This is a genomic window from Streptomyces sp. NPDC052721, from assembly GCF_040678315.1.
GTDB lineage: Bacteria > Actinomycetota > Actinomycetes > Streptomycetales > Streptomycetaceae > Streptomyces.
Genome location: NZ_JBFATL010000013.1, coordinates 1 through 22,982, shown reverse-complemented (window position 1 = coordinate 22,982; position 22,982 = coordinate 1). Strand labels below are relative to the sequence as shown.

The following is a 22,982-nucleotide window of genomic DNA, read 5'->3' as shown; positions in this document are numbered from 1 at the left end:
CGCGGGGAACCGCGCGACCGGCCACGACGGTGTCGCAGCCGGTCGACGGCGGACTCACTCCGTGCGCAGCCCCTCCGGCCGCATCATCCGTACCAGCGGCGGCAGACTGAGCACCGTGACCGCGAGGACCACCGCCGCACCGGCGCCGGTCATGGACAGGACGCTCGCCCAGTCGACGGAGACCGGGGACGCCGCCATCTTCAGCAGGACCGCGCCGAGGGTCAGACCCACCGCCGAGGCCAGCAGCAGACCGAGCGTGATCGGTACGGCCGTCTGCCACAGCACCGACAGGCCGAGCGTGCGGCGCCGGGTGCCGAAGGCGACCAGCGACGACAGCAGCTTGCGCCGCTCGCGCAACTGCTCGAGCTGGGAGACCAGCAGGCTCGCCCCGATCAGCGCCAGGACACAGACAGCGCCGATGAACAGTCCGGTGCGCAGCGAGGCGTACTTGTTGGACTGGGCGGTCGCCGCCCACCGCCAGGCACTGGCGAGGCGGTCCACCCGTGCGGCCGTGTTCCGCACGTACTCGTCCGCGTGCGGCACCGACAGGTCGAGGCGGACGTAGACCTGGTGGTACAGCGTCGACCCGGCCCCGGCGGGCAGCGCGGCCGGGGTCAGCAGCAGGCCGGTGACGTCGGACCGGAGCGCGTCCTTGCGGGCGGTCACCTGTCGCGCACCGGCCGGCACGGTCCAGGGGATCTCCCGGCCGCGGTCGCTGCCCGTGTAGGTGGCGTCGATGAAGCCGTGCCGGCCGGGCCGCATGAGGGCCCGCACGGCGGCGTCGTCGTCCGCGCCGGGGAGGACGAAGACGTCACCGTCCCGGCAGGACGGCAGCTGGGCCAGTTCGCGCAGCGCGGCACAGTCGCCGACGGTGAGGCTCGCCGTGGTGCCGGGGTCGCGACGCTTGTCACCGAGCCCGCCGGACGAGAGGGCCACCGACGCCCGCACCCCCTTGGTGTGGGCCAACTCGTGGGCGGCCAGCGGCAGCCGGGACCGGTCCGACAGGTCGACCTCCATCGAGGCCCGGTTCGGATCGCGGCCGGTGTTCTGGGTGTACTCGCTCTCCACGCCCGCGAACAGCATCTGCAACGCGATCGCCCCGGCCACCGCAACCGCGATGCCGTTGACCATGCGGGCGGCCGTACCGCTGCTCAACTGCAGTCGGCGTACGGCCAGTTGCCAGGAGACCGCGCCCGGGCCGAGCCGGGTGACGAACGCCTCCACCAGCCAGGGCAGCAGCGCGGTGACGCCGACCAGGAGGAGCAGCACGCCGCCGGTGACGAGGTACTGGTTGAAGTCGCCGTGGGAGCGGCCGTTGCCGATCATCGGGTACAGCATCGCGAGGCCCGCGAGCGGCAGCAGCAGCCGCCACCACAGGCGCCGCCGGGCCTGCTTGGCCGTACGCACCACGCCGAGCGGTTCCACGACCACCCCGCGCATCGCCAGCAGCGTCACCAGCACGGCGGCCGCCGGGACCGCCACCGCGACCAGCGCGACCAGCGCGGGGGAGGGGTCGAGGTAGCTCGGGAAGAAGCTTTCCCCCATGACCTCCACCGAGCCCGCCGCCTGCCGTCCGATCAGGAAGAACACCGTGCCGACGGCCAGTCCGAGCAGCGACCCGGCCAGCGCTTCGCCCGCCGCGATCCGGCGGGTCATCCGGCTGTCGGAGCCCACCAGCCGCAGCGCGGCCAGCCTGCGGTCGCGTCGCTCGCCGCCGAACCGTACGGCCGCGGCGATGAAGACGGCGACCGGTGTCAGCAGGGCGACGAACACGACCAGTGTCATGAGGATGAGCACCGGGTCGGCCCGCTCGGTCGTCGGGTGCGGATCGCCGAAGGCGGTCAGCCGCACCACCCGTGAACTGTTCTGGGTCGGCTTCAGACCGTCGGCACCCGCGTAGTAGGCCAGCTCGTGCGAGCCGATGAGCCCGGCCTCGCCGATCGTGCCGGTGATCCGGTACGGCAGCCGCTCCCGCAGGAGCTTCCCCCCGTCCGAGGAGAGCAGTTCCTTCAGCGCGGGTGAGGCCACCATCTCACCGTTCGCCGGGAAGCGGTCGACGCCGGGCGGCAGCGGCGCCCGGGCGCCCTCGGGCTCCAGCAGCCGGCCCCGGATGTCCTTGGAGTGCCATTCGGTGTCGCTGTTGCCGACCAGCACGGTGTTCTCGCCCTTGCGCGGCATGGCCGCGCCGTAGGTGACGTGGTCCTGGCGGGCCTGTTCGCGCTGGTGCCGTGCCGTCAGCACGTTCGGCAGCGCCGTGGTCAGCAGCAGCAGGGCCACGCCCAGGCCGACGCCGACCGCCGTCAGCAGCATCCGGACCCAGCCCTCGCGCCCGCCGGTCAAGGCGAACCGGGCCCCCATGCCCAGGTCTCTGCACCACTGCCGGACGTTCATATGGCGCGCTCCATGTCGCGGGACCTGCCGTCGCGTACGACGATCTCGCGGTCGGAGTAGGCGGCCACCCGGGCCTCGTGCGTGACCAGGACCACGGCGGCGTTGGTGGAGCGGGCCGCGTCGGTCAGCAGTTCCATCACGCGTTCGCCGTTGAGGGAGTCGAGCGCGCCGGTCGGCTCGTCGGCGAACAGCACGCGGGGTCCGGTGACCAGGGCCCGCGCCACCGCGACCCGCTGTCCCTGGCCGCCGGAGACCTCGCCGGGCCGCTTGGCCTTGAGGTCGTCCACCTCCAGGCGTTCCATCCAGGTCAGCGCGGCCCGTTCGGCCTCCTTGCGGGACGTGCCGTTGAGGCGCAGCGGCAGCGCCACGTTCTCCACGCACGTCAGCTCCGGGACGAGCTGCCCGAACTGGAAGACGAAGCCGAACTCGCTGCGCCGCAGGGCGCTGCGCCCGGCGTCGCTCATGCCGGCCAGTTCCCGGCCGTCGTAGGTGATGGAGCCGGAGTCGGGCGGCACGATGCCGGCCAGGCAGTGCAGCAGCGTGGACTTGCCGGAGCCGGAGGGGCCCATGACGGCGACGACCTCGCCGGGGTGGATGGAGAACGCGGCGCCGTCGAGCGCGACCGTGGGGCCGTAGGACTTGCGCAGGTTCTCGGCGGCGAGCAGGGTGCCGGGCGGGGGAGTCACTTGGCCACCACCTCCGCACGGAGCTTGTCGAGGCGCGCGGCGGTCAGTTCCAGCCAGCGCAGGTCGGCCTCCAGATGGAACAGGGCGTGGTCGCAGATCAACTGGTCCGCGAGGTCGCCCTTGCGCTTGCGGTCGGTCAGGATCCGCATGCTGCGCAGGTGTTCGGCCCGCTGGGTGTCGAGGATGTCGGTCGCGTCGCGGTGGGTGAGGAGGGCGAGGACGACCTTGGTGTAGAGGGTCGACTGGAGGTACTCCTCCGGCTTCTCCGGAGTGGCGAGCCAGCGCTCGACGTCGGTGATGCCGGCGTCGGTGATGGCGTACCGCTTGCGCTCGGGGCCGCCGCCGGCCTCGATCCCGTCGACTTCGACGAGGCCGTGCTTCAGCAGCCGGGACATCGTGGAGTAGACCTGGCCGTAGTGCAGCGGCCGGTCGTGACCGAACTTCTCGTCGAAGGCCCGCTTGAGGTCGTAGCCGTGGCGCGGGCCGGACTCCAGGAGCCCTAGAAGGGTGTGACCGATGGACATGACAGCACTGTACATGCGGTGTATACGCGGGATGTATACACGCCGTGCAGGGATCGTGGCGGCGGGTACGGCCCCGCAGGTGGGGGCCGATTGTCACGGTTCCGACACAGGCGGCCGGCCCCGCCGCGGCAGCGGTCCGGTGTCCTTCGGCAGCCGCCCCGCCTCCGCGAGGGCGCGCCGCAGCAGGAACTCGATCTGCGCGTTCGCCGACCGCAGCTCGTCCCCGGCCCACCGCGCCAGCGCCTCGTACACCAGCGGGTCCAGCCGCAGCAGCACCTGCTTGCGCTGCTGCGGCCGGCGCTTCGGCGGCTGCGAAGGGTCCGTCACCGGGTCCGTCACTGGTAGAGCGTTCCGGTGTTGAGGACCGGCTGCGGGGCCCGGTCACCGCACAGCACCACCATCAGGTTCGACACCATCGCCGCCTTCCGCTCCTCGTCCAGTTCCACGATGTCCGCGTCCGCGATCCGGGCCAGCGCCGCCTCGACCATTCCCACCGCGCCGTCCACGATCTGCCGTCGGGCCGCGACGACCGCCCCCGCCTGCTGCCGCTGGAGCATCGCCGAGGCGATCTCGGGAGCGTACGCGAGATGCGTGAAGCGGGACTCGATGATCCGCACCCCGGCCGCCTCCACCCGCGCCTGCAGCTCGACGGCCAGTTTCTCGGTGATCTCCTCGGCGTTGCCGCGCAGCGACAGGCCGTCCTCGTCATGGGCGTCGTACGGGTACTCGATGGCGATGTGCCGCACGGCCGTCTCGGTCTGCGTGGCGACGAACTCGGTGAAGTCGTCCACCTCGAAGGTGGCCTGCGCGGTGTCCTGGACCTTCCACACCACGACCGCGGCCAGCTCGATCGGGTTGCCGTAGGCGTCGTTGACCTTCAGCACGGCGGTCTCGTGGTTGCGCACCCGGGTGGAGATCCGGGTCCGGGAGGTGAAGGGGTTCACCCAGCGCAGGCCGTCCTGCCGGATCGTGCCCCGGTAGCGCCCGAAGAGCTGGACGACCCGGGCCTCGCCCGGCGCGACCGTGTTCAGGCCGCGCATCCCGATGACGGACGCCAGCAGGACGACGGCACCGGCGACGATCAGCATGCCCTCGGCCCCGTCGGAGGGGGCCGCCCCGGAGGCCCCGAACAGCGCGACCGCGGCACCGAGCCCGATCAGGCCGAGCAGCAGGGCGAGTCCGCCGCCGATGCTGTGGGCGGTGAACTCCCGCACGCGGGGCGCGGGCATCTCGGGGACGTCGGCGGTGGCGGCCGGCTCGGATATGGACATAGGGGACCCCCGGTTCGCGTCGTGCCTAGCTTTGTTCTAGCTAAGTGATATCACTTTACGCCGTCGAGCAACCCTGGACCAGTGAGAGCCGTCGGTTCCGATGGGGCGGGTGCTGATTGTCACGTCCGTAAAAGAACGGATCGGACGCCCTTTGTCATATAGAGGGGTGTTAGCTTTCGGAGCTGACCCCGAGACGGAAGCGAGCGTAGGGACCCATGGGACGAGCGGAAGAGAGACGAGCGCGACAGCGCGGCGGCCACCGCGCGGCGCCCAAGCGCCGCCGCTCCGCGCCCATGCCCTCGGCCGGCACCGCGCCCGGCGCCTCCGGTGGCGGCCCCGCGTCCGGCAAGCCCGCCAAGAGCCTCATACGCCGGATCTTCGGCTGGAAGAAGATCCTCGGGACCTTCTTCGGCGTGTGCCTGCTCGGCATCCTGGGCTTCATCGGCCTGTACCTGTACGTGGACATCCCCGAGGGCAACGCCGCGGCCCAGCAGCAGAGCAACGTCTACAAGTTCAGTGACGGGACGATCCTGGCCCGCAAGGGCGAGGTCAACCGCGAGATCGTCGACCTGTCCAAGGTGCCCCGCAAGGTCCAGCTGACCTTCGTCGCCGCCGAGAACAAGAGCTTCTACCACGACTCCGGCGTCGACCTGCGGGGGACCGCCCGCGGCCTGATCAACACGCTGTCCGGCAAGGGCAAGCAGGGCGGCTCCACGATCACCCAGCAGTACGTCAAGAACTACTACCTGAACCAGGACCAGACCGTCACGCGCAAGCTGAAGGAACTGGTCATCTCGCTCAAGGTGGACCGCGAGAAGTCCAAGGACGACATCCTCGCCGGCTACATCAACACCAGCTACTACGGCCGCAACGCCTACGGCATCCAGGCCGCCGCCCAGGCCTACTACCACGTCGACGCCGAGGACCTCGACGTCGCGCAGGGCGCCTACCTCGCCGCACTGCTCCAGGCGCCGAGCCAGTACGACTGGGCCGTCGCGACCAAGACCGGCAAGCGGCTGGTCACACAGCGCTGGAACTACGTCCTGGACAACATGGTCGAGGAGGGCTGGCTCTCCAAGACCGAGCGCAACGCCCTGCACTTCCCCTACCCGAAGGAGCCCAAGGGCGCCCCGGGCCTCGGCGGGCAGAAGGGCTACCTGGTCGAACTCGCCAACCAGCAGCTGGAGCAGCAGCTCATGGCGCAGGAGGGCCTGACCCAGTCCCAGGCGGAGAACGCCGTCGTCGACAAGGGCTGGACCATCACCCTCAACATCGACCGGAAGAAGCAGGCCGCGCTGGAGAAGGCCGTCAAGACCCAGCTGACCGGCAAGCTCGACCCGAAGAAGCGCAAGGTCGACGGCGCCATGCAGGCCGGCGCCGTCTCCGTCGACCCCAAGACGGGCAGGATCGTCGCGCTCTACGGCGGCCAGGACTACTACAAGCACTACTACGACAACGCGACCCGCCGGGACTACCAGCCGGCGTCCACGTTCAAGCCGGTCATCCTCGCCGCCGCCCTGGAACAGAACGCCACCACCCAGGACGGCAAGCCGATCACCGCGAGCACCGTCTACGACGGCACCAGCCGCCGCCAGGTCGTGGACCACGGCACCGAGGTCGGCTTCGCCCCGCCGAACGAGGACGACGTCGACTACGACAAGATCACCGTGCAGCAGGCCATGAACAAGTCCGTCAACTCCGTCTTCGCACAGATGGGCGTGGACGTCGGCATGGACAAGGTCATGAGCACGGCGGGCAAGCTCGGCATGAACACCAAGGGCATGCAGGCCGTGCCCGCCCAGACCCTCGGCTCCATGGGCGCCAGCCCCCTGGAGATGGCCGGGATCTACGCCACCTTCGCCAACCACGGCTACAAGGTGACCCCGACGGTGATCAAGTCGGCGGAGAACAAGGGCCGGACGGTCGACATGCCGGACCCGGTCGGCGGCTCCGTGATCAGCCGTACGGCCGCCGACACGGTCACCTCGGTGCTCACCGGCGTGGTCGACGACGGTACGGCCAAGCAGTCCGTGGCGAACAACCCGCTGCGCGACGGCCAGCAGGTGGCGGGCAAGACCGGTACCTCCGACGAGAACAAGTCGGCCTGGTTCACCGGCTACACCCCCGACCTGGTCACCTCCGTCGGCCTGTTCGGCGAGGACCCGAAGACCAAGGCCCACGTCTCCATGAAGGGCGCGACCGGCCTGCTGCCACCGCCCGGCCGGATCAACGGCGGCGGCTACCCGGCGCAGATCTGGGCCACGTACACCTTCGGCGTCACCGACAAGGCCTCGTTCGACCTGAACACCACGCAGGGCGCGGCCGTCGAACCGACCGAGACGCCGACGGTGACGCACACCCCGACCCAGACGCCGTCGCGGACGCCGACCAGCGCGCCGCCGACGTCCCAGTCGCCGACCGAGACGCCCTCGCAGACGCCGACCCAGACCCCCAGCCAGACGCCCACCCAGACCCCGAGCCAGACCCCGACGAGCCGTCCGCCGACGACTTCGATCAGCCCGGAGAACCCGCTCGACCCGGAGAACGTTCCGTAGCCCCACGTCAGGACGCGACGGCGAAGGGCGCCCGGTGCACACCGGGCGCCCTTACGCACGTCACGGGGTTCAGCCGCGGTTCAGCTCGAACCACACCACCTTGCCGGTGCTCAGCCGGGTCGCACCCCAGCGCCGGGCCAGCTTGTTGACCAGGTACAGACCCCGCCCGCCCTCGTCCGTCGCCCGCGCCTGCCTGAGGCGCGGCAGCTGCGGCACGTCGTCGCCGACCTCGCAACGCAGCACGTCCGTACGCAGCAGCCGCAGCGTCACCGGCCGCGACGCGTACCGCACGGCGTTCGTCACGACCTCGCTGACCAGCAGCTCCACCGAGTCCGTCAGGTCCTCCAGGTCCCAGCGGGCGAGCGCGCGCCGGGCCAGCCGGCGGGCCTGGCCCGGGGCGGAGTCCTCCGGCTCCAGCGTCCAGTAGGCGACATCGCTCGGCGCGATCCCGTCGAAACGGGCGGCGAGCAGCGCGATGTCGTCGTCCCGGTCGCCCGGGCCGAGCATGTCCAGCACCTCGTCGCACAGCGCTTCCAGCGGCGGCGGATGGTCCGGGCCCGTCAGCCGCGCGGTCGCGGCCAGCTTCTCCCGCAGCTGCTCTATACCGGTCCACACGTCCCGCAGCCGCGACTCCACCAGGCCGTCGGTGTACAGCAGCAGGGTCCCTCCGGCGGGCGCCTCCAGCTCCACCGCCTCGAAGTCGACCCCGCCGACCCCGATCGGCGCGCCCGACGGCACCCGCAGCACCTCGGCGTGGCCTCCCAGGTGCAGCAGCACGGGCGGCGGATGGCCCGCGTTGGCGATCGTGATGCGGTGCGTCACCGGGTCGTAGACCGCGTACAGACAGGTCGCCATGCGGTCGGTGCCCAGGCGCTGCGCCTGCTCGTCCAGGTGGTGCAGCACCTCCTGCGGCGGCAGGTCGAGCCCGGCCAGCGTCTGCGCGGTGGTGCGCAGCTGGCCCATGATCGCCGCCGAGGTCATCGAGTGACCCATCACATCGCCGACGACCAGCGCCACCCGGCTGCCGGGCAGCGGGATCGCGTCGTACCAGTCGCCGCCGACCCGCGCGGTCTCCGCCGCCGGCAGATAGCGGGAGGCCAGCCGGACGCCGGTCGGCCGGGGCAGGGTCTCGGGCAGCATGGTGCGCTGCAACTCGTCGGCGATGTACGCCTCGCGGCCGTACAGCACCGCCTTGTCGATGCCGAGCGCGCTGTGCGTGGCCAGCTGCGCGGCCACCAGCAGATCGTCCGCCTCGAACGCGATCCGGTCCGGGCGGCGCAGGAACAGGGCGGCGCCGATCACCCGGCGCCGGCCGCGCAGCGGCGCGAGGATCGCGTGCCGCTCGCCCGGTACGACCGCCTCACCGCCCTCGCCGAGCAGCTCCGGCAGCGCGTCCCGGGCGGCGGGCGCGTCGGCGAACACCGGGCGCACCCCGCGCAGCACCTCGTTCAGCGCGCCGCCCGGCCGCACCTCGCACAGCTCGCTGGTGAGCGCCGACAGGTCCGACAGCACGGACGGGTCCGGCTCCGGCTCGAACGCCGGCGGCAGCAGCACCCCGTCGGTGTCCCGTTCCTGAGGTATCCGGTCGGTGCGGCGCAGCCGCAGCACCACCGGACCGCTGGGCCGTTCGTCGCCCACCGGCAGCGGCTCGCGCAGATAGACCAGGATCGCGTCGGAGAACGTCGGTACGGTGGCCCGGCACAGCCCCATGACGATCTCGTCGAGGTCGAGCCCGCGGGCGATCCGCCGGGTGGCCGCGCCCACGAACCTGAGCCGGTCCCCGTCGCGCCGCATGGGCATCGGCCGCCCCGGCGGCAGACCCTGCCCGGTACGGCGCTCCTTACCTCCCGGCGACCGCTCCGGGGCGGCGCCGGGCTGCGCCGGGATGGCCTCCGGCGCGGGGCGCGGGCGGTGGGCGTCGGGTTCGGTGCCGGCGGGCTGGGCGTGCTCGGGGCCGTTGACTGAGGGCTCCTTCCCCTGGCCGACTGCGGGCTCCTTCCCCTTGCCACAGGGTGTGGCGGTGCCCGGTCCGGACGGTGTGCCGTCGGCCCGGGCCTGTACGGGTAAAGCCGGATTGCCGAGCTGCGTCGGAGGCTTCTGGGACTGCTGCTGGGTACGCAGGAGCGCCCCGCGGGCCTCCGCGGGGTCGACGCCCGGCTGGGGGCGTTCGAAGGAGGTGGGCTGCTCCGTCACGCGTGTCGCATCCATCCGTCCGGGGCTGTGCGCCGGGTGCGCCGGGCGCGCAGTTGGTCCCGCCGACATCCCGATACCCGCAATACGTGCCCCAGGAACGGAATTCCCGCCGGGTCGCGGACGGTCGCTGTGCCGGTGGCGAGAACCGCGCGGCCGGCGGCCCGGTCGCCGCGTGCCTTCGTGGTGGTGCCCTGGTACCCCTCGCTCACGTCCTGCCGCCCCTCGGTGACGATCGGTCAAGCCCGGCGCATGCCCCGGAAGTTGCTCTTCTAAGCCCTTGCGGAGGACGATCCTACGTTTCTTGCCTGGGGGCGCATCAAGGGTCTCATGAGGATACGCGCGCGGGTGTGCGGTCCCAGTCCTCGGGGAGAGAAGGTACCGTCCACGACGGGTCCGGGCGCCAGTGCGGCCAGCCGTCCGTGAACGGCGGCCCCCACGAGCGGATCACCTCCACCGCATCCCGGCCGGCCGCCCGCACCCGCTCGGCGGTCGCCGCGTCCATCAGGCCGTCCCGCTGGGCCTGCGCGAACTCGTCCTCGTCGCGCCAGTGCCAACTCCGGTCCGGATGCACGGAGATGTCCAGAAAGTGGTCCTCGGAGTCCACCCCGCCCGCCCAGCGGGCCAGCGGCTGCTCCAGGTTCACGTACCAGTTCTTGAACCGCCAGCCCGGATCCCAGAACAGCCACACCGACCAGGGCCGGCCGGGCTGGGCCAGCTTCAGCACGCCCGTGCCGAACCAGCGGTCCCGCTGGACCGTGCGCGGCTTGGTGTACCGGGACTCCAGCGGCTCCAGGTGCACGGGCGTGCCGTCGGCCAGGACCGGCTTCACACACTCGGTGCCGGGGGCCAGCCACACCGCCAGCAGCTCCGCGTCGTCGCGTACGACGGTGACGGGCCGGGCGATGTGGAACTGCTCGCCGCCGTTGGCCCGGTAGCGCCACAGGATGTGCGTCCCCGGGGTCCAGTAGGCCGCCGGTCCCGCCGCCACTCGTGTCATCGCTCCGTCGTCCGTCATGCACAGATATTAGGTGGCACGGGCATACGACGCTGCGGCGCGGGTCACGGCTGTCCCCGGGTGGCCGGAATGGTTCGCTCCCGGTTACGGGCGCGTCATCCGCAGGACGTCCAGCGCCTCGTCCAGCTGTTCCAGTGTCAGGTCGCCGCGCTCCACGTACCCGCTCTCCAGGACGACTTGGCGGATCGTCTTGCGCTCGGCGAGGGACTTCTTGGCGACCTTCGCGGCCTCCTCGTACCCGATGTACTTGTTCAGCGGGGTCACCACCGACGGGGACGACTCGGCGTACTCACGGGCGCGTTCGCGGTCGGCGGTGATGCCGTCGACGGTCCGGTCGGCCAGCAGCCGCGAGACGTTGGCGAGCAGCCGGACCGACTCCAGGACGTTCTTGGCGATGACCGGGAGCATGACGTTCAGTTCGAAGTTCCCGGCGGCGCCCGCGGTGGCGATGGTGGCGTCGTTCCCGACGACCTGCGCGGCGACCATCAGCACGGCCTCCGGGACCACCGGGTTGACCTTGCCCGGCATGATCGAGGAGCCGGGCTGGAGGTCGGGCAGCCGGATCTCGGCGAGACCGGTGCGCGGCCCGGAGGACATCCAGCGCAGATCGTTGGCGATCTTCGTCAGGCCGACCGCGATGGTCCGCAGCTGCCCGCTGGTCTCCACGATGCCGTCCCGGGCGCCCTGTGCCTCGAAGTGGTCGCGGGCCTCGGTCAGCGGCAGCCCGGTGACCCGGGCGACCTCCTCGATGACGGCGGCGGAGAACCCGGACGGGGTGTTGATGCCGGTGCCGACGGCCGTGCCGCCCAGCGGGAGCTCGGCGAGGCGCGGAAGGGAGGCCCTGAGCCGCTCGACGCCGTACCGCACCTGGGCCGCGTACCCGCCGAACTCCTGCCCGAGCGTCACCGGCGTGGCGTCCATCAGGTGCGTCCGCCCCGACTTCACCACGTCCGCGAACTCGCCGGACTTGCGCTCCAGCGAGGCGGCGAGGTGCTCCAGGGCAGGGATCAGGTCATGGGTGACGGCCGCGGTGGCCGCGATGTGGATGGACGACGGGAAGACGTCGTTGGACGACTGCGAGGCGTTCACGTGGTCGTTGGGATGCACGTCCCGGCCGAGCCGCTCGGTCGCCAGCGTCGCGATGACCTCGTTGGTGTTCATGTTGGACGAGGTCCCCGAGCCCGTCTGGAACACGTCCACCGGGAAGTGCTCGTCCCACTCGCCCGCGGCGACCTCCCCGGCCGCGTCCTGGATCGCCTCGGCGACCTCCTTGTCCAGCACGCCCAGCTCGGCGTTCACCTTCGCCGCCGCCGCCTTGATCCGGGCCAGCGCCTCGATGTGCGCCCGCTCGATGCGCTGTCCGGAGACCGGGAAGTTCTCCACGGCACGCTGCGTCTGCGCCCGCCACTTGGCGTGGGCCGGGACCCGGACCTCGCCCATGGAGTCATGTTCGATGCGGTATTCGCTCATGCCCGGTACAGCGGTCGCGGGGACCGGAATGTTCCGGGAATTGGGCCGGGTGGGTGGCCGGGTCGCTGATCCTGCGTCACGGCCCGCTCCGGCCCCCGTGGTCCGTCGCCCCTCCAGGCCCGGGACCGGTCCCGGGAGCGACGGCGGGAGTGGGTCGGGCGAGGCCGGGGCCCCGCACCGTGATGCCCGTGAACGCCGGCCGGGGGGCCGGATCGGTGAAGAAGTCGTTCCGTTCGTTCGTCCGGCGGCCGGGTGTCAGGGGGCGGGAGCCCCCGGCGGGGTCGAAAGGGGCGGAGCCCCTGGGGGCGTGGACGGGAAGGGGCGGCGGGGGCGACATCCGTCCCCGCCGCCACCTGCGCAACTACGCCAGGCCAGGGCCGCGCACGGGGATCGACGTGAACGTCGGCTGGGGGGCCGGATCGGTGAAGAAGTCGTTCCCCTTGTCGTCCACCACGATGAACGCCGGGAAGTCCTCGACCTCGATCTTCCAGACCGCCTCCATGCCCAGCTCCTCGTACTCCAGGACCTCCACCTTCTTGATGCAGTCCTGGGCGAGCCGGGCGGCCGGGCCGCCGATGGAGCCGAGGTAGAAGCCGCCGTGGGCGGCACACGCGTCGGTGACCTGCTTGCTGCGGTTGCCCTTGGCGAGCATCACCTTGGAGCCGCCCGCCGCCTGGAACTGCTCCACGTAGGAATCCATGCGGCCGGCCGTGGTCGGGCCGAAGGAACCGGAGGCGTAGCCCTCGGGCGTCTTCGCCGGACCGGCGTAGTACACCGGGTGGTCCTTCAGGTACTGCGGCATCTCCTCGCCCGCGTCCAGCCGCTCCTTGATCTTGGCGTGCGCGATGTCCCGGGCCACGACCAGCGGGCCGGTCAGCGACAGCCGCGTCTTGACCGGGTACTTGGTCAGCTCGGCGAGGATCGTGTCCATCGGCTGGTTGAGGTCGATCTTGACGACGTCGCCCTCTTCCAGGTGCTCGTCCGTGGTGTCCGGCAGGAAGCGCGCCGGGTCGGTCTCCAGCCGCTCCAGGAAGACGCCCTCGGCGGTGATCTTCGCGACCGCCTGGCGGTCGGCGGAGCAGGAGACGGCGATGGCGACCGGGCAGGACGCACCGTGCCGGGGCAGACGGACCACGCGGACGTCGTGGCAGAAGTACTTGCCGCCGAACTGCGCGCCGATGCCGATCTTCTGGGTCAGCTCGAAGACCTTCTCCTCCAGCTCCTTGTCCCGGAAGCCGTGGCCGAGCGGCGAGCCCTCGGCCGGCAAGTTGTCCAGGTAGTGCGCGGAGGCGTACTTGGCGGTCTTCAGGGCGTACTCGGCGCTGGTGCCGCCGACGACGATCGCCAGGTGGTACGGCGGGCAGGCGGCCGTACCGAGCGAGCGGATCTTCTCCTCCAGGAACTTCATCATGGAGGCCTCGTTCAGGACGGCCTTCGTCTCCTGGTACAGGAAGGACTTGTTGGCGCTGCCGCCGCCCTTCGCCATGAACAGGAACTTGTAGGCGCCGCCGTCGGTGGCGTACAGCTCGATCTGGGCCGGCAGGTTGGAGCCGGTGTTCTTCTCCTCCCACATGGTGAGCGGAGCCATCTGCGAGTAGCGCAGGTTCAGCTTGGTGTAGGCGTCGTAGATGCCGTGGGACAGGTGCTTCTCGTCCTCGCCGGCCGTGAGCACGTTCTGCCCGCGCTTGCCCATGACGATCGCCGTGCCGGTGTCCTGGCACATGGGCAGCACGCCGGCCGCCGCGATGTTGGCGTTCTTCAGCAGGTCGAGCGCGACGAACTTGTCGTTGCCCGACGCCTCCGGGTCGTCGATGATCCGGCGCAGTTGGGCGAGGTGGGCCGGGCGGAGGTAGTGCTGGATGTCGTGGATGGCCTCCTCGGCCAGCTTGCGCAGCGCCTCCGGCTCCACCTTGAGGAACGTCCGCCCGTCCGGTCCCTCGACCGTGGAGACGCCCTCTGAGGTCACCAGCCGGTACGGGGTGGTGTCCTCGCCCTGGGGGAGCAGATCGGTGTACGCGAACTCAGGCATCTCAGCCCATTCCTCACTGTGACGGACGGCCGCCCGCCGACGCTGGCGAGCCTCCCCAGCGTAGAACCTGCCCTCGGCGGCGAACCTGTGAGGTAAGGCTCAATCAGGGGTGTCGCGATCTATCGTGTTTGGGTACGCTGCCTTCGTGGACCTTCAGAAGCAGACCGCACCCACACCCGCCGCCGAACTGCGCGCCTCCGACGCCGACCGCGACCGGGTCGCCGACATCCTCCGCGAGGCCCTGGCCGAGGGCCGGCTGACCGCCGAGGAACACGCCGAGCGCGTGGACGGGGTGCTGCACGCCAAGACGGTGGGTGAGCTGGAGGTATTCATCCGGGACCTGCCCGCCGCCCACCAGCGCCCCACCGCACCCGGCTACACGCCGGTGCCGCCCCGGCCCACCCCGGGCGCGATCCCGGTGGAGGCCGACGCGAACGTGGTGGCGGTGTTCAGCAGCGCCGTGCGCCGGGGCCGCTGGCGGGCCGGACGCCGGCTGCACGCGTACGCCGTCTTCGGCAGCGTCGAGATCGACCTCAGCGAGGCGATCTTCGAGTACCAGCAGGTGGTCATCAAGGCGGTCTCCGTCTTCGGCGACGTCCAGATCCGCGTCCCGGAGAACATCTCGCTGCGCGGCACCGGCGGCGGTGTGCTCGGCAACTTCGAGGTGAGCCCGCTGGACTCGGTCGACTCCGACGCGCCCGTGGTCTACGTCGACGGCTGGGCCGTCCTCGGCAACGTGGAGGCGCGGCCCAAGCGGGGCAAGAGCGTGGCGGACATCCTGGAACGCGTCCAGGACAAGGTGGACCGCAAGCTGCGCAAACACCTGGGGGACTGACGCCGGGGGGTGTGAACGACGCGCCGTTCGCCTGCGGACGGGAACGCTGTGCATAGGCGCACGCACAGCGGGTAGGCCTTGCTGCATCGTCTCTCGCTCGCGAAGCCGTCGTCAGGAGTAGACCGTGCTGCAACCGCCGCATTCGTCCCTGCAGGTCGCTGCCGTTCCGGCCCAGCGGGTGCCAGCGCGCGACAGGGGCCAAGACGCTCCCTGGCACACCGAGGCGGTGTGCCGGCGCGACGAGGCCGGCCTGTTCTTCGCCCCGTCGAAGGAACCGACCGCCGCCCGGCTGTCCCGCGAAGAGGCGGCCAAACGCGTCTGCTCCCGCTGCCCGGTCATGGTCGAGTGCCGCGAACACGCCCTCCTCCAGCCCGAGCCCTACGGCGTCTGGGGCGGCCTCACGGCAGCCGAACGCCGAGTGGTCCTGGCGAGGCGCCGCCGCAGGGACCTGGAACTGAAGAAGGCGGCGAGGGCATCGGCGAACCGTATGGCGGGCTGAAACACGTGGACGAGGAGCGCCCTCTCCGCACCGAGGGCGCTTCCCTGCCGGGGGCGCGGGGCACTGCGCGAGCAACCGTCGACGACCCGCGGCCGCCGACGCTCCACGCGCCCCCTCCGAGCAGGCGGCCTTACTTGGCCCGGTCGAAGTCGATCGCGCTGTAGGCCCGCAGCTTGCTCAGCCGGTGCTCGGAGAAGATCCTCCGCACCGTCCCCGACTTCGACCGCATCACGATCGACTCGGTCAGCGCGGTCTCCGACCGGTACCGGACCCCCCGCAGCAGCTCCCCGTCGGTGATCCCGGTGGCGACGAAGAACACGTTCTCCCCGGACACCAGGTCGTCCGTCGTGAGCACCCGGTCCAGATCGTGCCCGGCGTCGATCGCCCGCTGCCGCTCCTCGTCGTCCTTCGGCCACAGCTTGCCCTGGATGGTCCCGCCCAGACACTTCACGGCACAGGCCGAGATGATGCCCTCCGGGGTGCCGCCGATGCCGAGCAGCAGGTCGACGCCGGTGCCCTCACGCAGCGCGTACACCGAGCCGGCCACGTCACCGTCGGAGATCAGCTTGATGCGCGCGCCGGCGTCCCGGACCTCGCGGATCAGATCCTCGTGCCGCGGCCGGTCCAGGATGACGACGGTCACGTCCTCCGGCGAGGACCGCTTGGCCTTGGCGATGCGCCGGATGTTCACCTCCACGGGCGCGTTGATGTCGACGAAGTCCGCCGCCTCGGGGCCGGTGACCAGCTTGTCCATGTAGAACACGGCGGACGGGTCGAACATCGCGCCGCGTTCGGCGGCGGCGAGGACGGCGATCGCGTTCGGCATGCCCTTGGCCGTCAGCGTGGTGCCGTCGATCGGGTCGACGGCGATGTCGACCTCGGGACCGGTGCCGTCGCCCACGTGCTCCCCGTTGAAGAGCATCGGGGCCTCGTCCTTCTCGCCCTCGCCGATGACGACCACGCCGTTCATCGACACGGTGGAGACGAGGGTCCGCATGGCGCGCACCGCGGCACCGTCGGCGCCGTTCTTGTCGCCGCGCCCGACCCAGCGGCCCGCGGCCATCGCGGCGGCTTCGGTCACCCGGACGAGTTCCAGGGCGAGGTTGCGGTCGGGAGCCTCGGAGGGGACGTCCAGCTCGGACGGCAGGTGGTGGTTTTCGGTCATCGGAGCGCACCTTTCTGATACGACGACGGCCGGATGAGGGTCTTGGACCCGACTCTATCGTTAGGCAGACAAAATGAGCAGGGGACCCCACGGATGAGCGCTTGGGGCACCTGCGACGATAGGGGGCGTGGCAGGTTCGAACGGTAAGCAGAAGACGGCCCGGGACATGATTCTCTCCCTGGCCCTGATCGGCATCGCGGGACTGGTCGTCTACTTCATCGCCATCCCGCACGACGATCACGTTCCCGACCTCAAGCGGGTCGACTACCGGGTCGAACTGGTCACGGCCCGCCGGGCGGCGAGCTACCCGGTGGCCGCGCCGGAGGGCCTGCCGAGTACCTGGAAGGCGACCTCCGTACGCTTCCAGGGCGAGAAGTCCGACCGCTGGCACCTCGGCTTCCGGACCCCGGACGGCCAGTACGTGCAGATCGAGCAGGCCACGGAGAAGCCCGCCGACTTCATCGACCAGGCCAGCCAGGGCGCGTCGGCGACCAAGCGGACCGAGGAGATCGGCGGCCGTACCTGGACCCGCTACACCGGCGGCCGGTACGACGCCCTGGTGCTCCGGGACACGCCCGGTTCCACGACGGTGGTGGCCGGCACCGGCTCCTTCGAGGAGCTGAGGACGATGGCGGCGGCGCTGAAGATGGAGTGACCCGTCCGCTCTCCCCGTGTACGGCACATACGAAGAGGCCCCCGGCGGTGCCGGGGGCCTCTTCGTCGTGCTCGCGTGGCTCAGACGGTCGTGACGACGTCCTCGTAGGCCAGGCGCGGGGAGCGCGGGTACCAGGCGTCCGGGCCCGGCTTGCCGATGTTGACGATGATCAGCGGGGTGTGGTCGTCGTCCAGGAACTCCTTGCGGACGCCCTCGGGGTCGAAGCCGGTCATCGGGCCGGCGGCGAGGCCGGCGGCGCGGACGCCGATGATGAAGTAGGCGGCCTGGAGCGCGGCGTTCAGCGTGGCGGAGCCCTCGCGGGCCGCGCGCTCGGCGAAGAAGACGTCCTTGGCCTGCGGGAAGGCCGGGAACAGGGCCGGCAGCTCCTCGTGGAACTCGTTGTCCGCGGAGAGGATCGCGACCAGCGGGGCGGTGGCGGTCTTGGCCTGGTTGCCCTCGGCCATGTGCTTCACCAGGCGCTCGCGGGCCTCGGCCGAGCGGACCAGGGTGACGCGCAGCGGGGTCTGGTTGAAGGCGGTGGGGCCGTACTTGACCAGGTCGTAGATCGCCTGCACCTGCTCCTCGGTCACCGGCTCGTCGGTGAAGGTGTTCGCGGTGCGGGCCTCGCGGAACAGCAGGTCCTGGGCGGCGGGGTCAAGAACGAGAGACATGGGTGACTTCCTCAGGGGCGCGTCCGGCCCGCGGTGCCGGACCGGCTGACGTCACCGACCCTACGACAGGCGAGGTTTAAGCTTCAACTACATCTGGGGAGCGGTGACCCGCCTCACAACCCGCCGCCGGCTCCCTACTCGCCGCCGTCCTCCGCTTCCCCTTCCTCCTCCTCGGCCAGCGCCGCGTCCAGCCGGGCCCGGGCCCCCTCCAGCCAGCGCCGGCACACCTTGGCCAGCTCCTCGCCGCGCTCCCACAGCGCCAGGGACTCCTCCAGCGACGTACCGCCCGCCTCCAGCCGCCGTACGACCTCGATCAGCTCGTCGCGCGCCTGCTCGTACGACAGCGCCTCGTCCACCTTGCTCGTCATTCGCTCACCTTCACTGTGAATTCACCCTCGGCGACGCGGGCGCGCAGCGCCTCGCCCGCCGTCACCTCGGCGGGATCGCGCACCACATGCCCGTCCGCCCGTTGCAGCACCGCGTAACCGCGCTGGAGCGTCGCCGCGGGGGAGAGGGCCACCACGCGCGCGTGCGTGTGCGTCAGCTCCGACTCCGCGCGGTCCAGCAGATGCCCCAGGGTCCGCCGGCCCCGGTCGAGGAGCGCGGCCACATGGTCGGCGCGCTCGTCGATCATCCGGTGCGGATCCTCTATCGAGGGCCGCGCCAGCGCATGCGCCAGCCCCCGCTCCTCCCGCTCCAGATACGCGTTCATGCAGCGCCGCGCGCGGTCCCGCAGCATCCGCACCCGCTCCAGCTCCTCGCCGACGTCCGGCACGACCTTCTTCGCCGCGTCGGTCGGCGTGGAGGCCCGCAGGTCGGCGACGTGGTCCAGCAGCGGATTGTCCGGCTCGTGCCCGATCGCGGACACCACGGGCGTACGGCACTCGGCCACGGCCCGCACCAGCTGCTCGTCGGAGAAGGGCAGCAGGTCCTCCACGCTGCCGCCGCCGCGCGCGACGATGATCACGTCCACCTCGTCGATCGCGTCCAGCTCCTTCACCGCCTGCACGACCTGCGGGACCGCGTGCACACCCTGCACGGGGACGTTGCGCACCTCGAACCGGACGGCGGGCCAGCGGTGCCGGGCGTTCTCCAGCACGTCCCGCTCCGCGGCGGAGGCCCGGCCGCACACCAGCCCGATCAGCTGCGGCAGGAACGGCAGCGGCTTCTTCCGCTCCGGCGCGAACAGGCCCTCGGCCGCGAGCGCCTTCTTCAGCTGCTCCAGCCGGGCCAGCAGCTCACCGACGCCGACGGGCCTTATCTCGGCGGCGCGCAGGGACAGCTGGCCGCGGGGCGCGTACCACTCCGGCTTCGCCAGGACGACGACACGGGCGCCCTCGCCGACGACGTCCGCGACCGCGTCGAAGACCTGGCGGTAGCAAGTGACGCTCACGGAGATGTCGTACGACGGGTCGCGGAGCGTGAGGAACACGACGCCGGCGCCGGGGCGGCGGGACAGCTGCGTGATCTGCCCCTCGACCCACACCGCGCCGAGCCGGTCGATCCAGCCGCCGATCAGCCGGGAGACCTCGCCCACGGGGAGCGGGGTCTCGGGAGACGTGTTCACAGCCATGGCGTCGAGCGTAGTGGTCGCCACCGACAGTCCGGCTACGCGCCGTAGGGCCGCGGACCGTTTCCGTCCGCGACTCCGGCACGGCTGATCGCGCGGTTCCCCGCGCCCCTTCGGCGCGCTGCCGCACCCGCGCCGGTCAGCTCGTCACCGGCTCCCGCCGCCCCCGCTGACCCACCAGCACCAGCAAGCCGATCGCCAGCCACACCACACCCACCAGCTGCGCCACCCCCGCCGCCTCCGCGATGACCGCCACGGTGATCGCCGCCCCCACCACCGGCGCCACGACATACCGCCACCAGTTCCGCTCCCCCCGCCGCACCACGAAATACCCCACCACGCTCGCGTGCAGCAGGGTGAACGCGGACAGGGCCCCGATGTCGACCACCGACACCAGCTTGTCCAGGCCGTCGTCCCGCCGAGCCGCCCACCCGGCCGCGACCAGCGTGATCACCGCCGCGCACAGCAGGGCCACCCGGGGCACGCCGGCGTCCGTGCGGGACAGGGCCCGCGGCAGCCGCCGGTCGCGGCCCATCGCGAACAGCAGCCGCCCGGCCGCCGCCTGCCCGGCCAGCGCCGCGAACGCCGCCCCGATCGCCTTGCTCGCGGCCACCAGATCGTGCAGCCACGTCCCGACGGCGGAGTCCACCGCGTCGTAGAACGCCGAACCCTGTGCCCCGGGATCCCGTGCGAGCCGCGCGGACGTCGTCGGCTCCAGCAGCGCGACCAGGTACGTCTGCGCCACGAACAGCACCCCGGCCAGCGCCAGGCAGAACAGCAGCGCCCGCGCCACCTTCGCCGAGCCCCCGGTGACCTCCTCGGCGAACGTGGCGATGGCGTCGAAGCCCAGGTAGGACAGGACCGCCACGGACACCGCGCCGATCACCGCCGACAGCGCGAACGCGCCCTGCGTGCCGTCCCCGGACAGCGGTGACAGCACCCCCCGCTGCGCCCCGTCCCGCGCGAGCACCACGACCGCCGACACCACGAACACCAGCAGGACCACGATCTCCAGGGCCAGCACGAGGAAGCCCACGCGCGCGGCGGCCCGTACGCCCCACAGGTTGAGAAGCGTGGTGACGACCACGGCCAGCGCCGTCCACACCCACCGGGACACCTCGGGGACCAGCGCGTTCATCGCGATGCCGGAGAAGAGGTAGGCCACCGCCGGGATGAGCACGTAGTCGAGCATCGCCATCCAGCCCGCGATGAACCCGGCCCCTTTCCCGAGCCCCGCGCGCGCGTAGGCGAACACCGACCCGGCCTGCGGCACGACCCGCACCATCTGCGCGTAGCTGAACGCGGTGAACGCCATGGCGACCGTGGCCACCACGTACACCAGCGCCACCGCGCCGTGCGACTTCGCGTCGAGCGTGCCGAACACCCCGACCGGTGCCATCGGCGCGATGAACAGCAGCCCGTAGACCACGAGGTCCCGGAAGCCGAGGCTGCGGCGCAGCCGCTTGTGCGCGCCGGTCGTGGAAGCTGTCGTTCCGGTGTCGGACATACGCACAAGTCTTCCCCGCGCGGCCACGGGCACGCGATCTCGGGGCCCCGAACGCGGCCTTACGATGGGACGCATGACCGCTTCCTCTGGCCGCCGTGTCCTGCTCGCCGCCCCCCGGGGCTACTGCGCCGGCGTGGACCGCGCCGTGATCGCCGTCGAGAAGGCCCTGGAACAGTACGGGGCCCCGATCTACGTCCGGCACGAGATCGTCCACAACAAGTACGTCGTGCAGACCCTGGAGAAGAAGGGCGCGATCTTCGTCGAGCGCACGGAGGAGGTGCCGCCCGGCAACATCGTCATGTTCTCCGCGCACGGCGTCGCCCCCGTCGTGCACGAGGAGGCCCGCCAGGGCCGGCTCGCCACCATCGACGCCACCTGCCCCCTGGTGACCAAGGTCCACAAGGAAGCCGTCCGGTACGCCAAGGAGGACTACGACATCCTCCTGATCGGCCACGAGGGGCACGAGGAGGTCATCGGCACCTCCGGCGAGGCCCCCGACCACATCCAGCTGGTCGACGGCCCCACGGACGTCGACAAGGTCGAGGTCCGCGACCCGTCCAAGGTGGTCTGGCTCTCCCAGACCACCCTCTCCGTGGACGAGACCATGGAGACCGTCGACGCCCTGAAGACGAAGTTCCCCGGGCTCGTCTCCCCGCCCAGCGACGACATCTGCTACGCCACGCAGAACCGGCAGCTCGCCGTGAAGCAGATGGGCGCCGAGGCCGAGCTGGTCATCGTCGTCGGCTCGCGCAACTCCTCCAACTCCAAGCGGCTGGTCGAGGTCGCCAAGCTCGCCGGCGCCCGCGAGGCCCACCTGGTGGACTTCGCCGACGAGATCGACGAGGCCTGGCTTGACGGCGTGACGACCGTGGGCGTCACCTCCGGCGCCTCCGTGCCGGACGTGCTGGTCGAGCAGGTCCTCCAGTGGCTCGCCGAGCGGGGCTACGGCGACGTGGAGACCGTCAAGGCCGCCGAGGAGTCGATCACCTTCTCGCTGCCCAAGGAACTCCGCCGCGACCTGCGCGAGGAGGCGGCGGCCCTGGTCGCCGAGCGCGGCGGAAGCGGCACCTCCGAAGCGTGACCGTCAGTGGTCCGTCGTAACGTGGTGCCATGCAGATCTTCGGCGTGGACATCGGCGGATCCGGCATCAAGGGCGCTCCAGTGGATCTGGACCGGGGCGACCTGGCCCAGGAGCGCTGCAAGGTGCTCACCCCGCACCCGGCGACGCCCGACGGCGTGGCGGACGGGGTCAGACAGGTGGTGGACCACTTCGGGTGGACGGGCCCGGTCGGCCTGACCTTCCCCGGCGTGGTCACCGGCGGCGCCACGGTCCGTACGGCGGCGAACGTCGACAAGAGCTGGATCGACACGGACGCGCGCGCGTTGTTCAGCGGCCGGCTCGGCGGCCTGCCGGTGACCGTGGTCAACGACGCGGACGCGGCGGGCGTCGCCGAGATGGAGTTCGGCGCCGGACGCGGCCGCAAGGGCACGGTCATCCTGCTCACCTTCGGCACGGGCATCGGCAGCGCCGTCTTCGTGGACGGCGCCCTGCTCCCCAACACCGAACTGGGCCACCTGGAGCTGGACGGCCACGACGCGGAGAAACGCGCCTCCAGCAAGGTCAAGGATGACCACGACCTCAGCTGGGAGCAGTGGGCGCACCGCGTCCAGAAGTACCTGGCCCACGTGGAGATGCTGTTCTCGCCGGAGCTGTTCATCATCGGCGGCGGGGTCAGCCGCAAGGCGAACAAGTTCCTGCACCTCATCGAGGGCGTCAAGGCCGAGATCGTCCCCGCCCAGCTGCAGAACAACGCGGGGATCGTGGGCGCGGCGATGAGAGCGGCCCAGCGCGCCTAGGTGTGCTGTCCGGGGAGGTTGGTGACGCGGCTGGCTGGTGTTTGGCCGCCGATGCCGGTGTGGGGTCGGTGGTAGTTGTACCAGTCCAG

At 71.4% G+C, this 22,982-nt stretch carries 20 protein-coding genes; 6 read left to right on the top strand and 14 right to left on the bottom strand.

The genetic code is table 11. The annotated features are described in order from the left end of the window. Positions 1 to 54: 54 nt before the first annotated feature. The 5 genes from AB0L21_RS15165 to AB0L21_RS15145 all read right to left on the bottom strand — a co-directional run bounded on the left by AB0L21_RS15165 (position 55) and on the right by AB0L21_RS15145 (position 4,872). Positions 55 to 2,391: an FtsX-like permease family protein gene (locus AB0L21_RS15165; protein WP_365701501.1), complete on the bottom strand. Its 2,337-nt coding sequence runs from the start codon at positions 2,389 to 2,391 to the stop codon at positions 55 to 57. Continuing rightward, the gene (locus AB0L21_RS15160; RefSeq protein WP_365701499.1) at positions 2,388 to 3,077 is read right to left on the bottom strand and encodes an ABC transporter ATP-binding protein; all 690 of its coding nucleotides are present in this window, start codon (positions 3,075 to 3,077) and stop codon (positions 2,388 to 2,390) included. Before AB0L21_RS15160 ends, AB0L21_RS15165 begins: the two co-directional genes overlap by 4 nt. Next, positions 3,074 to 3,601, bottom strand: coding sequence for a PadR family transcriptional regulator (locus AB0L21_RS15155; protein ID WP_365701497.1), 528 nt, complete (start codon positions 3,599 to 3,601; stop codon positions 3,074 to 3,076). Before AB0L21_RS15155 ends, AB0L21_RS15160 begins: the two co-directional genes overlap by 4 nt. Positions 3,602 to 3,694: 93 nt before the next feature. After that, complete coding sequence (locus AB0L21_RS15150; protein ID WP_365701495.1) at positions 3,695 to 3,928, bottom strand: hypothetical protein; 234 nt, start codon at positions 3,926 to 3,928, stop codon at positions 3,695 to 3,697. 8 nt (positions 3,929 to 3,936) lie between these two features. Further along, positions 3,937 to 4,872, bottom strand: coding sequence for an SPFH domain-containing protein (locus AB0L21_RS15145; RefSeq protein WP_365701493.1), 936 nt, complete (start codon positions 4,870 to 4,872; stop codon positions 3,937 to 3,939). Between the two features lie 215 nt (positions 4,873 to 5,087). Between AB0L21_RS15145 and AB0L21_RS15140 the strand changes: the two genes are divergently transcribed. Then, positions 5,088 to 7,427: a transglycosylase domain-containing protein gene (locus AB0L21_RS15140; RefSeq protein ID WP_365701491.1), complete on the top strand. Its 2,340-nt coding sequence runs from the start codon at positions 5,088 to 5,090 to the stop codon at positions 7,425 to 7,427. Between the two features lie 69 nt (positions 7,428 to 7,496). Here the strand turns inward: AB0L21_RS15140 and AB0L21_RS15135 are convergent, their stop codons facing one another. From AB0L21_RS15135 to AB0L21_RS15120, 4 genes are all read right to left on the bottom strand, one after another. After that, on the bottom strand, positions 7,497 to 9,620 hold the full coding sequence (locus tag AB0L21_RS15135) for a SpoIIE family protein phosphatase (protein ID WP_365784370.1): 2,124 nt from the start codon (positions 9,618 to 9,620) through the stop codon (positions 7,497 to 7,499). A gap of 325 nt (positions 9,621 to 9,945) precedes the next feature. After that, the gene (locus AB0L21_RS15130; protein WP_365701486.1) at positions 9,946 to 10,635 is read right to left on the bottom strand and encodes a DUF402 domain-containing protein; all 690 of its coding nucleotides are present in this window, start codon (positions 10,633 to 10,635) and stop codon (positions 9,946 to 9,948) included. An 84-nt stretch (positions 10,636 to 10,719) separates the two neighbouring features. Continuing rightward, positions 10,720 to 12,105 (bottom strand): class II fumarate hydratase, encoded by a 1,386-nt coding sequence (locus AB0L21_RS15125; protein ID WP_365784368.1) that lies wholly within the window; start codon positions 12,103 to 12,105, stop codon positions 10,720 to 10,722. Positions 12,106 to 12,466: 361 nt separating this feature from the next. After that, positions 12,467 to 14,134 carry a fumarate hydratase gene (locus AB0L21_RS15120; RefSeq protein ID WP_365784366.1) on the bottom strand — a complete coding sequence of 556 codons (1,668 nt, stop codon included), beginning with the start codon at positions 14,132 to 14,134 and terminating at the stop codon, positions 12,467 to 12,469. A gap of 145 nt (positions 14,135 to 14,279) precedes the next feature. On the opposite strand from AB0L21_RS15120, the gene AB0L21_RS15115 reads away from it, so the two are divergent. Both AB0L21_RS15115 and AB0L21_RS15110 read left to right on the top strand, forming a co-directional pair. Further along, positions 14,280 to 14,969 (top strand): DUF1707 domain-containing protein, encoded by a 690-nt coding sequence (locus tag AB0L21_RS15115; protein ID WP_365784364.1) that lies wholly within the window; start codon positions 14,280 to 14,282, stop codon positions 14,967 to 14,969. 124 nt (positions 14,970 to 15,093) lie between these two features. After that, positions 15,094 to 15,468, top strand: coding sequence for a WhiB family transcriptional regulator (locus AB0L21_RS15110; protein ID WP_365784362.1), 375 nt, complete (start codon positions 15,094 to 15,096; stop codon positions 15,466 to 15,468). A gap of 130 nt (positions 15,469 to 15,598) precedes the next feature. Here AB0L21_RS15110 and glpX read toward each other — a convergent pair whose 3' ends face one another. Then, a complete protein-coding gene (glpX, locus tag AB0L21_RS15105; protein ID WP_365701476.1) occupies positions 15,599 to 16,633 on the bottom strand; it encodes a class II fructose-bisphosphatase in 1,035 nt (344 codons plus the stop codon). Between the two features lie 127 nt (positions 16,634 to 16,760). Between glpX and AB0L21_RS15100 the strand changes: the two genes are divergently transcribed. Next, a complete protein-coding gene (locus AB0L21_RS15100) occupies positions 16,761 to 17,288 on the top strand; it encodes a DUF4245 domain-containing protein (RefSeq protein WP_365784360.1) in 528 nt (175 codons plus the stop codon). 80 nt (positions 17,289 to 17,368) lie between these two features. Here the strand turns inward: AB0L21_RS15100 and AB0L21_RS15095 are convergent, their stop codons facing one another. From AB0L21_RS15095 to AB0L21_RS15080, 4 genes are all read right to left on the bottom strand, one after another. Continuing rightward, positions 17,369 to 17,959, bottom strand: coding sequence for a malonic semialdehyde reductase (locus tag AB0L21_RS15095; protein ID WP_365701472.1), 591 nt, complete (start codon positions 17,957 to 17,959; stop codon positions 17,369 to 17,371). 134 nt (positions 17,960 to 18,093) lie between these two features. After that, complete coding sequence (locus tag AB0L21_RS15090; protein ID WP_365701469.1) at positions 18,094 to 18,327, bottom strand: exodeoxyribonuclease VII small subunit; 234 nt, start codon at positions 18,325 to 18,327, stop codon at positions 18,094 to 18,096. After that, positions 18,324 to 19,532: an exodeoxyribonuclease VII large subunit gene (gene xseA / locus AB0L21_RS15085; RefSeq protein ID WP_365701467.1), complete on the bottom strand. Its 1,209-nt coding sequence runs from the start codon at positions 19,530 to 19,532 to the stop codon at positions 18,324 to 18,326. The genes AB0L21_RS15090 and xseA overlap by 4 nt, the downstream gene beginning before the upstream one ends. A 136-nt stretch (positions 19,533 to 19,668) precedes the next feature. Further along, positions 19,669 to 21,036: an APC family permease gene (locus AB0L21_RS15080; RefSeq protein WP_365784358.1), complete on the bottom strand. Its 1,368-nt coding sequence runs from the start codon at positions 21,034 to 21,036 to the stop codon at positions 19,669 to 19,671. A 64-nt stretch (positions 21,037 to 21,100) separates the two neighbouring features. Between AB0L21_RS15080 and AB0L21_RS15075 the strand changes: the two genes are divergently transcribed. Together AB0L21_RS15075 and ppgK are read left to right on the top strand one after the other, a co-directional pair. Continuing rightward, a complete protein-coding gene (locus AB0L21_RS15075; RefSeq protein ID WP_365784356.1) occupies positions 21,101 to 22,117 on the top strand; it encodes a 4-hydroxy-3-methylbut-2-enyl diphosphate reductase in 1,017 nt (338 codons plus the stop codon). A gap of 29 nt (positions 22,118 to 22,146) precedes the next feature. Then, positions 22,147 to 22,893 carry a polyphosphate--glucose phosphotransferase gene (gene ppgK, locus AB0L21_RS15070; RefSeq protein ID WP_365784354.1) on the top strand — a complete coding sequence of 249 codons (747 nt, stop codon included), beginning with the start codon at positions 22,147 to 22,149 and terminating at the stop codon, positions 22,891 to 22,893. Positions 22,894 to 22,982 lie beyond the last annotated feature (89 nt).

What these genes read in the sequence shown, in the direction of transcription:
- AB0L21_RS15120 (WP_365784366.1), bottom strand. Translation starts at nt 14,134, where the DNA reads ATGCCTGAGTTCGCGTACACCGATCTGCTCCCCCAGGGCGAGGACACC.
- ppgK (WP_365784354.1), top strand. Translation starts at nt 22,147, where the DNA reads ATGCAGATCTTCGGCGTGGACATCGGCGGATCCGGCATCAAGGGCGCT.
- AB0L21_RS15075 (WP_365784356.1), top strand. Translation starts at nt 21,101, where the DNA reads ATGGGACGCATGACCGCTTCCTCTGGCCGCCGTGTCCTGCTCGCCGCC.
- AB0L21_RS15145 (WP_365701493.1), bottom strand. Translation starts at nt 4,872, where the DNA reads ATGTCCATATCCGAGCCGGCCGCCACCGCCGACGTCCCCGAGATGCCC.
- glpX (WP_365701476.1), bottom strand. Translation starts at nt 16,633, where the DNA reads ATGACCGAAAACCACCACCTGCCGTCCGAGCTGGACGTCCCCTCCGAG.
- AB0L21_RS15155 (WP_365701497.1), bottom strand. Translation starts at nt 3,601, where the DNA reads ATGTCCATCGGTCACACCCTTCTAGGGCTCCTGGAGTCCGGCCCGCGC.
- xseA (WP_365701467.1), bottom strand. Translation starts at nt 19,532, where the DNA reads ATGGCTGTGAACACGTCTCCCGAGACCCCGCTCCCCGTGGGCGAGGTC.
- AB0L21_RS15140 (WP_365701491.1), top strand. Translation starts at nt 5,088, where the DNA reads ATGGGACGAGCGGAAGAGAGACGAGCGCGACAGCGCGGCGGCCACCGC.
- AB0L21_RS15090 (WP_365701469.1), bottom strand. Translation starts at nt 18,327, where the DNA reads ATGACGAGCAAGGTGGACGAGGCGCTGTCGTACGAGCAGGCGCGCGAC.
- AB0L21_RS15130 (WP_365701486.1), bottom strand. Translation starts at nt 10,635, where the DNA reads ATGACGGACGACGGAGCGATGACACGAGTGGCGGCGGGACCGGCGGCC.
- AB0L21_RS15080 (WP_365784358.1), bottom strand. Translation starts at nt 21,036, where the DNA reads ATGTCCGACACCGGAACGACAGCTTCCACGACCGGCGCGCACAAGCGG.
- AB0L21_RS15095 (WP_365701472.1), bottom strand. Translation starts at nt 17,959, where the DNA reads ATGTCTCTCGTTCTTGACCCCGCCGCCCAGGACCTGCTGTTCCGCGAG.
- AB0L21_RS15125 (WP_365784368.1), bottom strand. Translation starts at nt 12,105, where the DNA reads ATGAGCGAATACCGCATCGAACATGACTCCATGGGCGAGGTCCGGGTC.
- AB0L21_RS15165 (WP_365701501.1), bottom strand. Translation starts at nt 2,391, where the DNA reads ATGAACGTCCGGCAGTGGTGCAGAGACCTGGGCATGGGGGCCCGGTTC.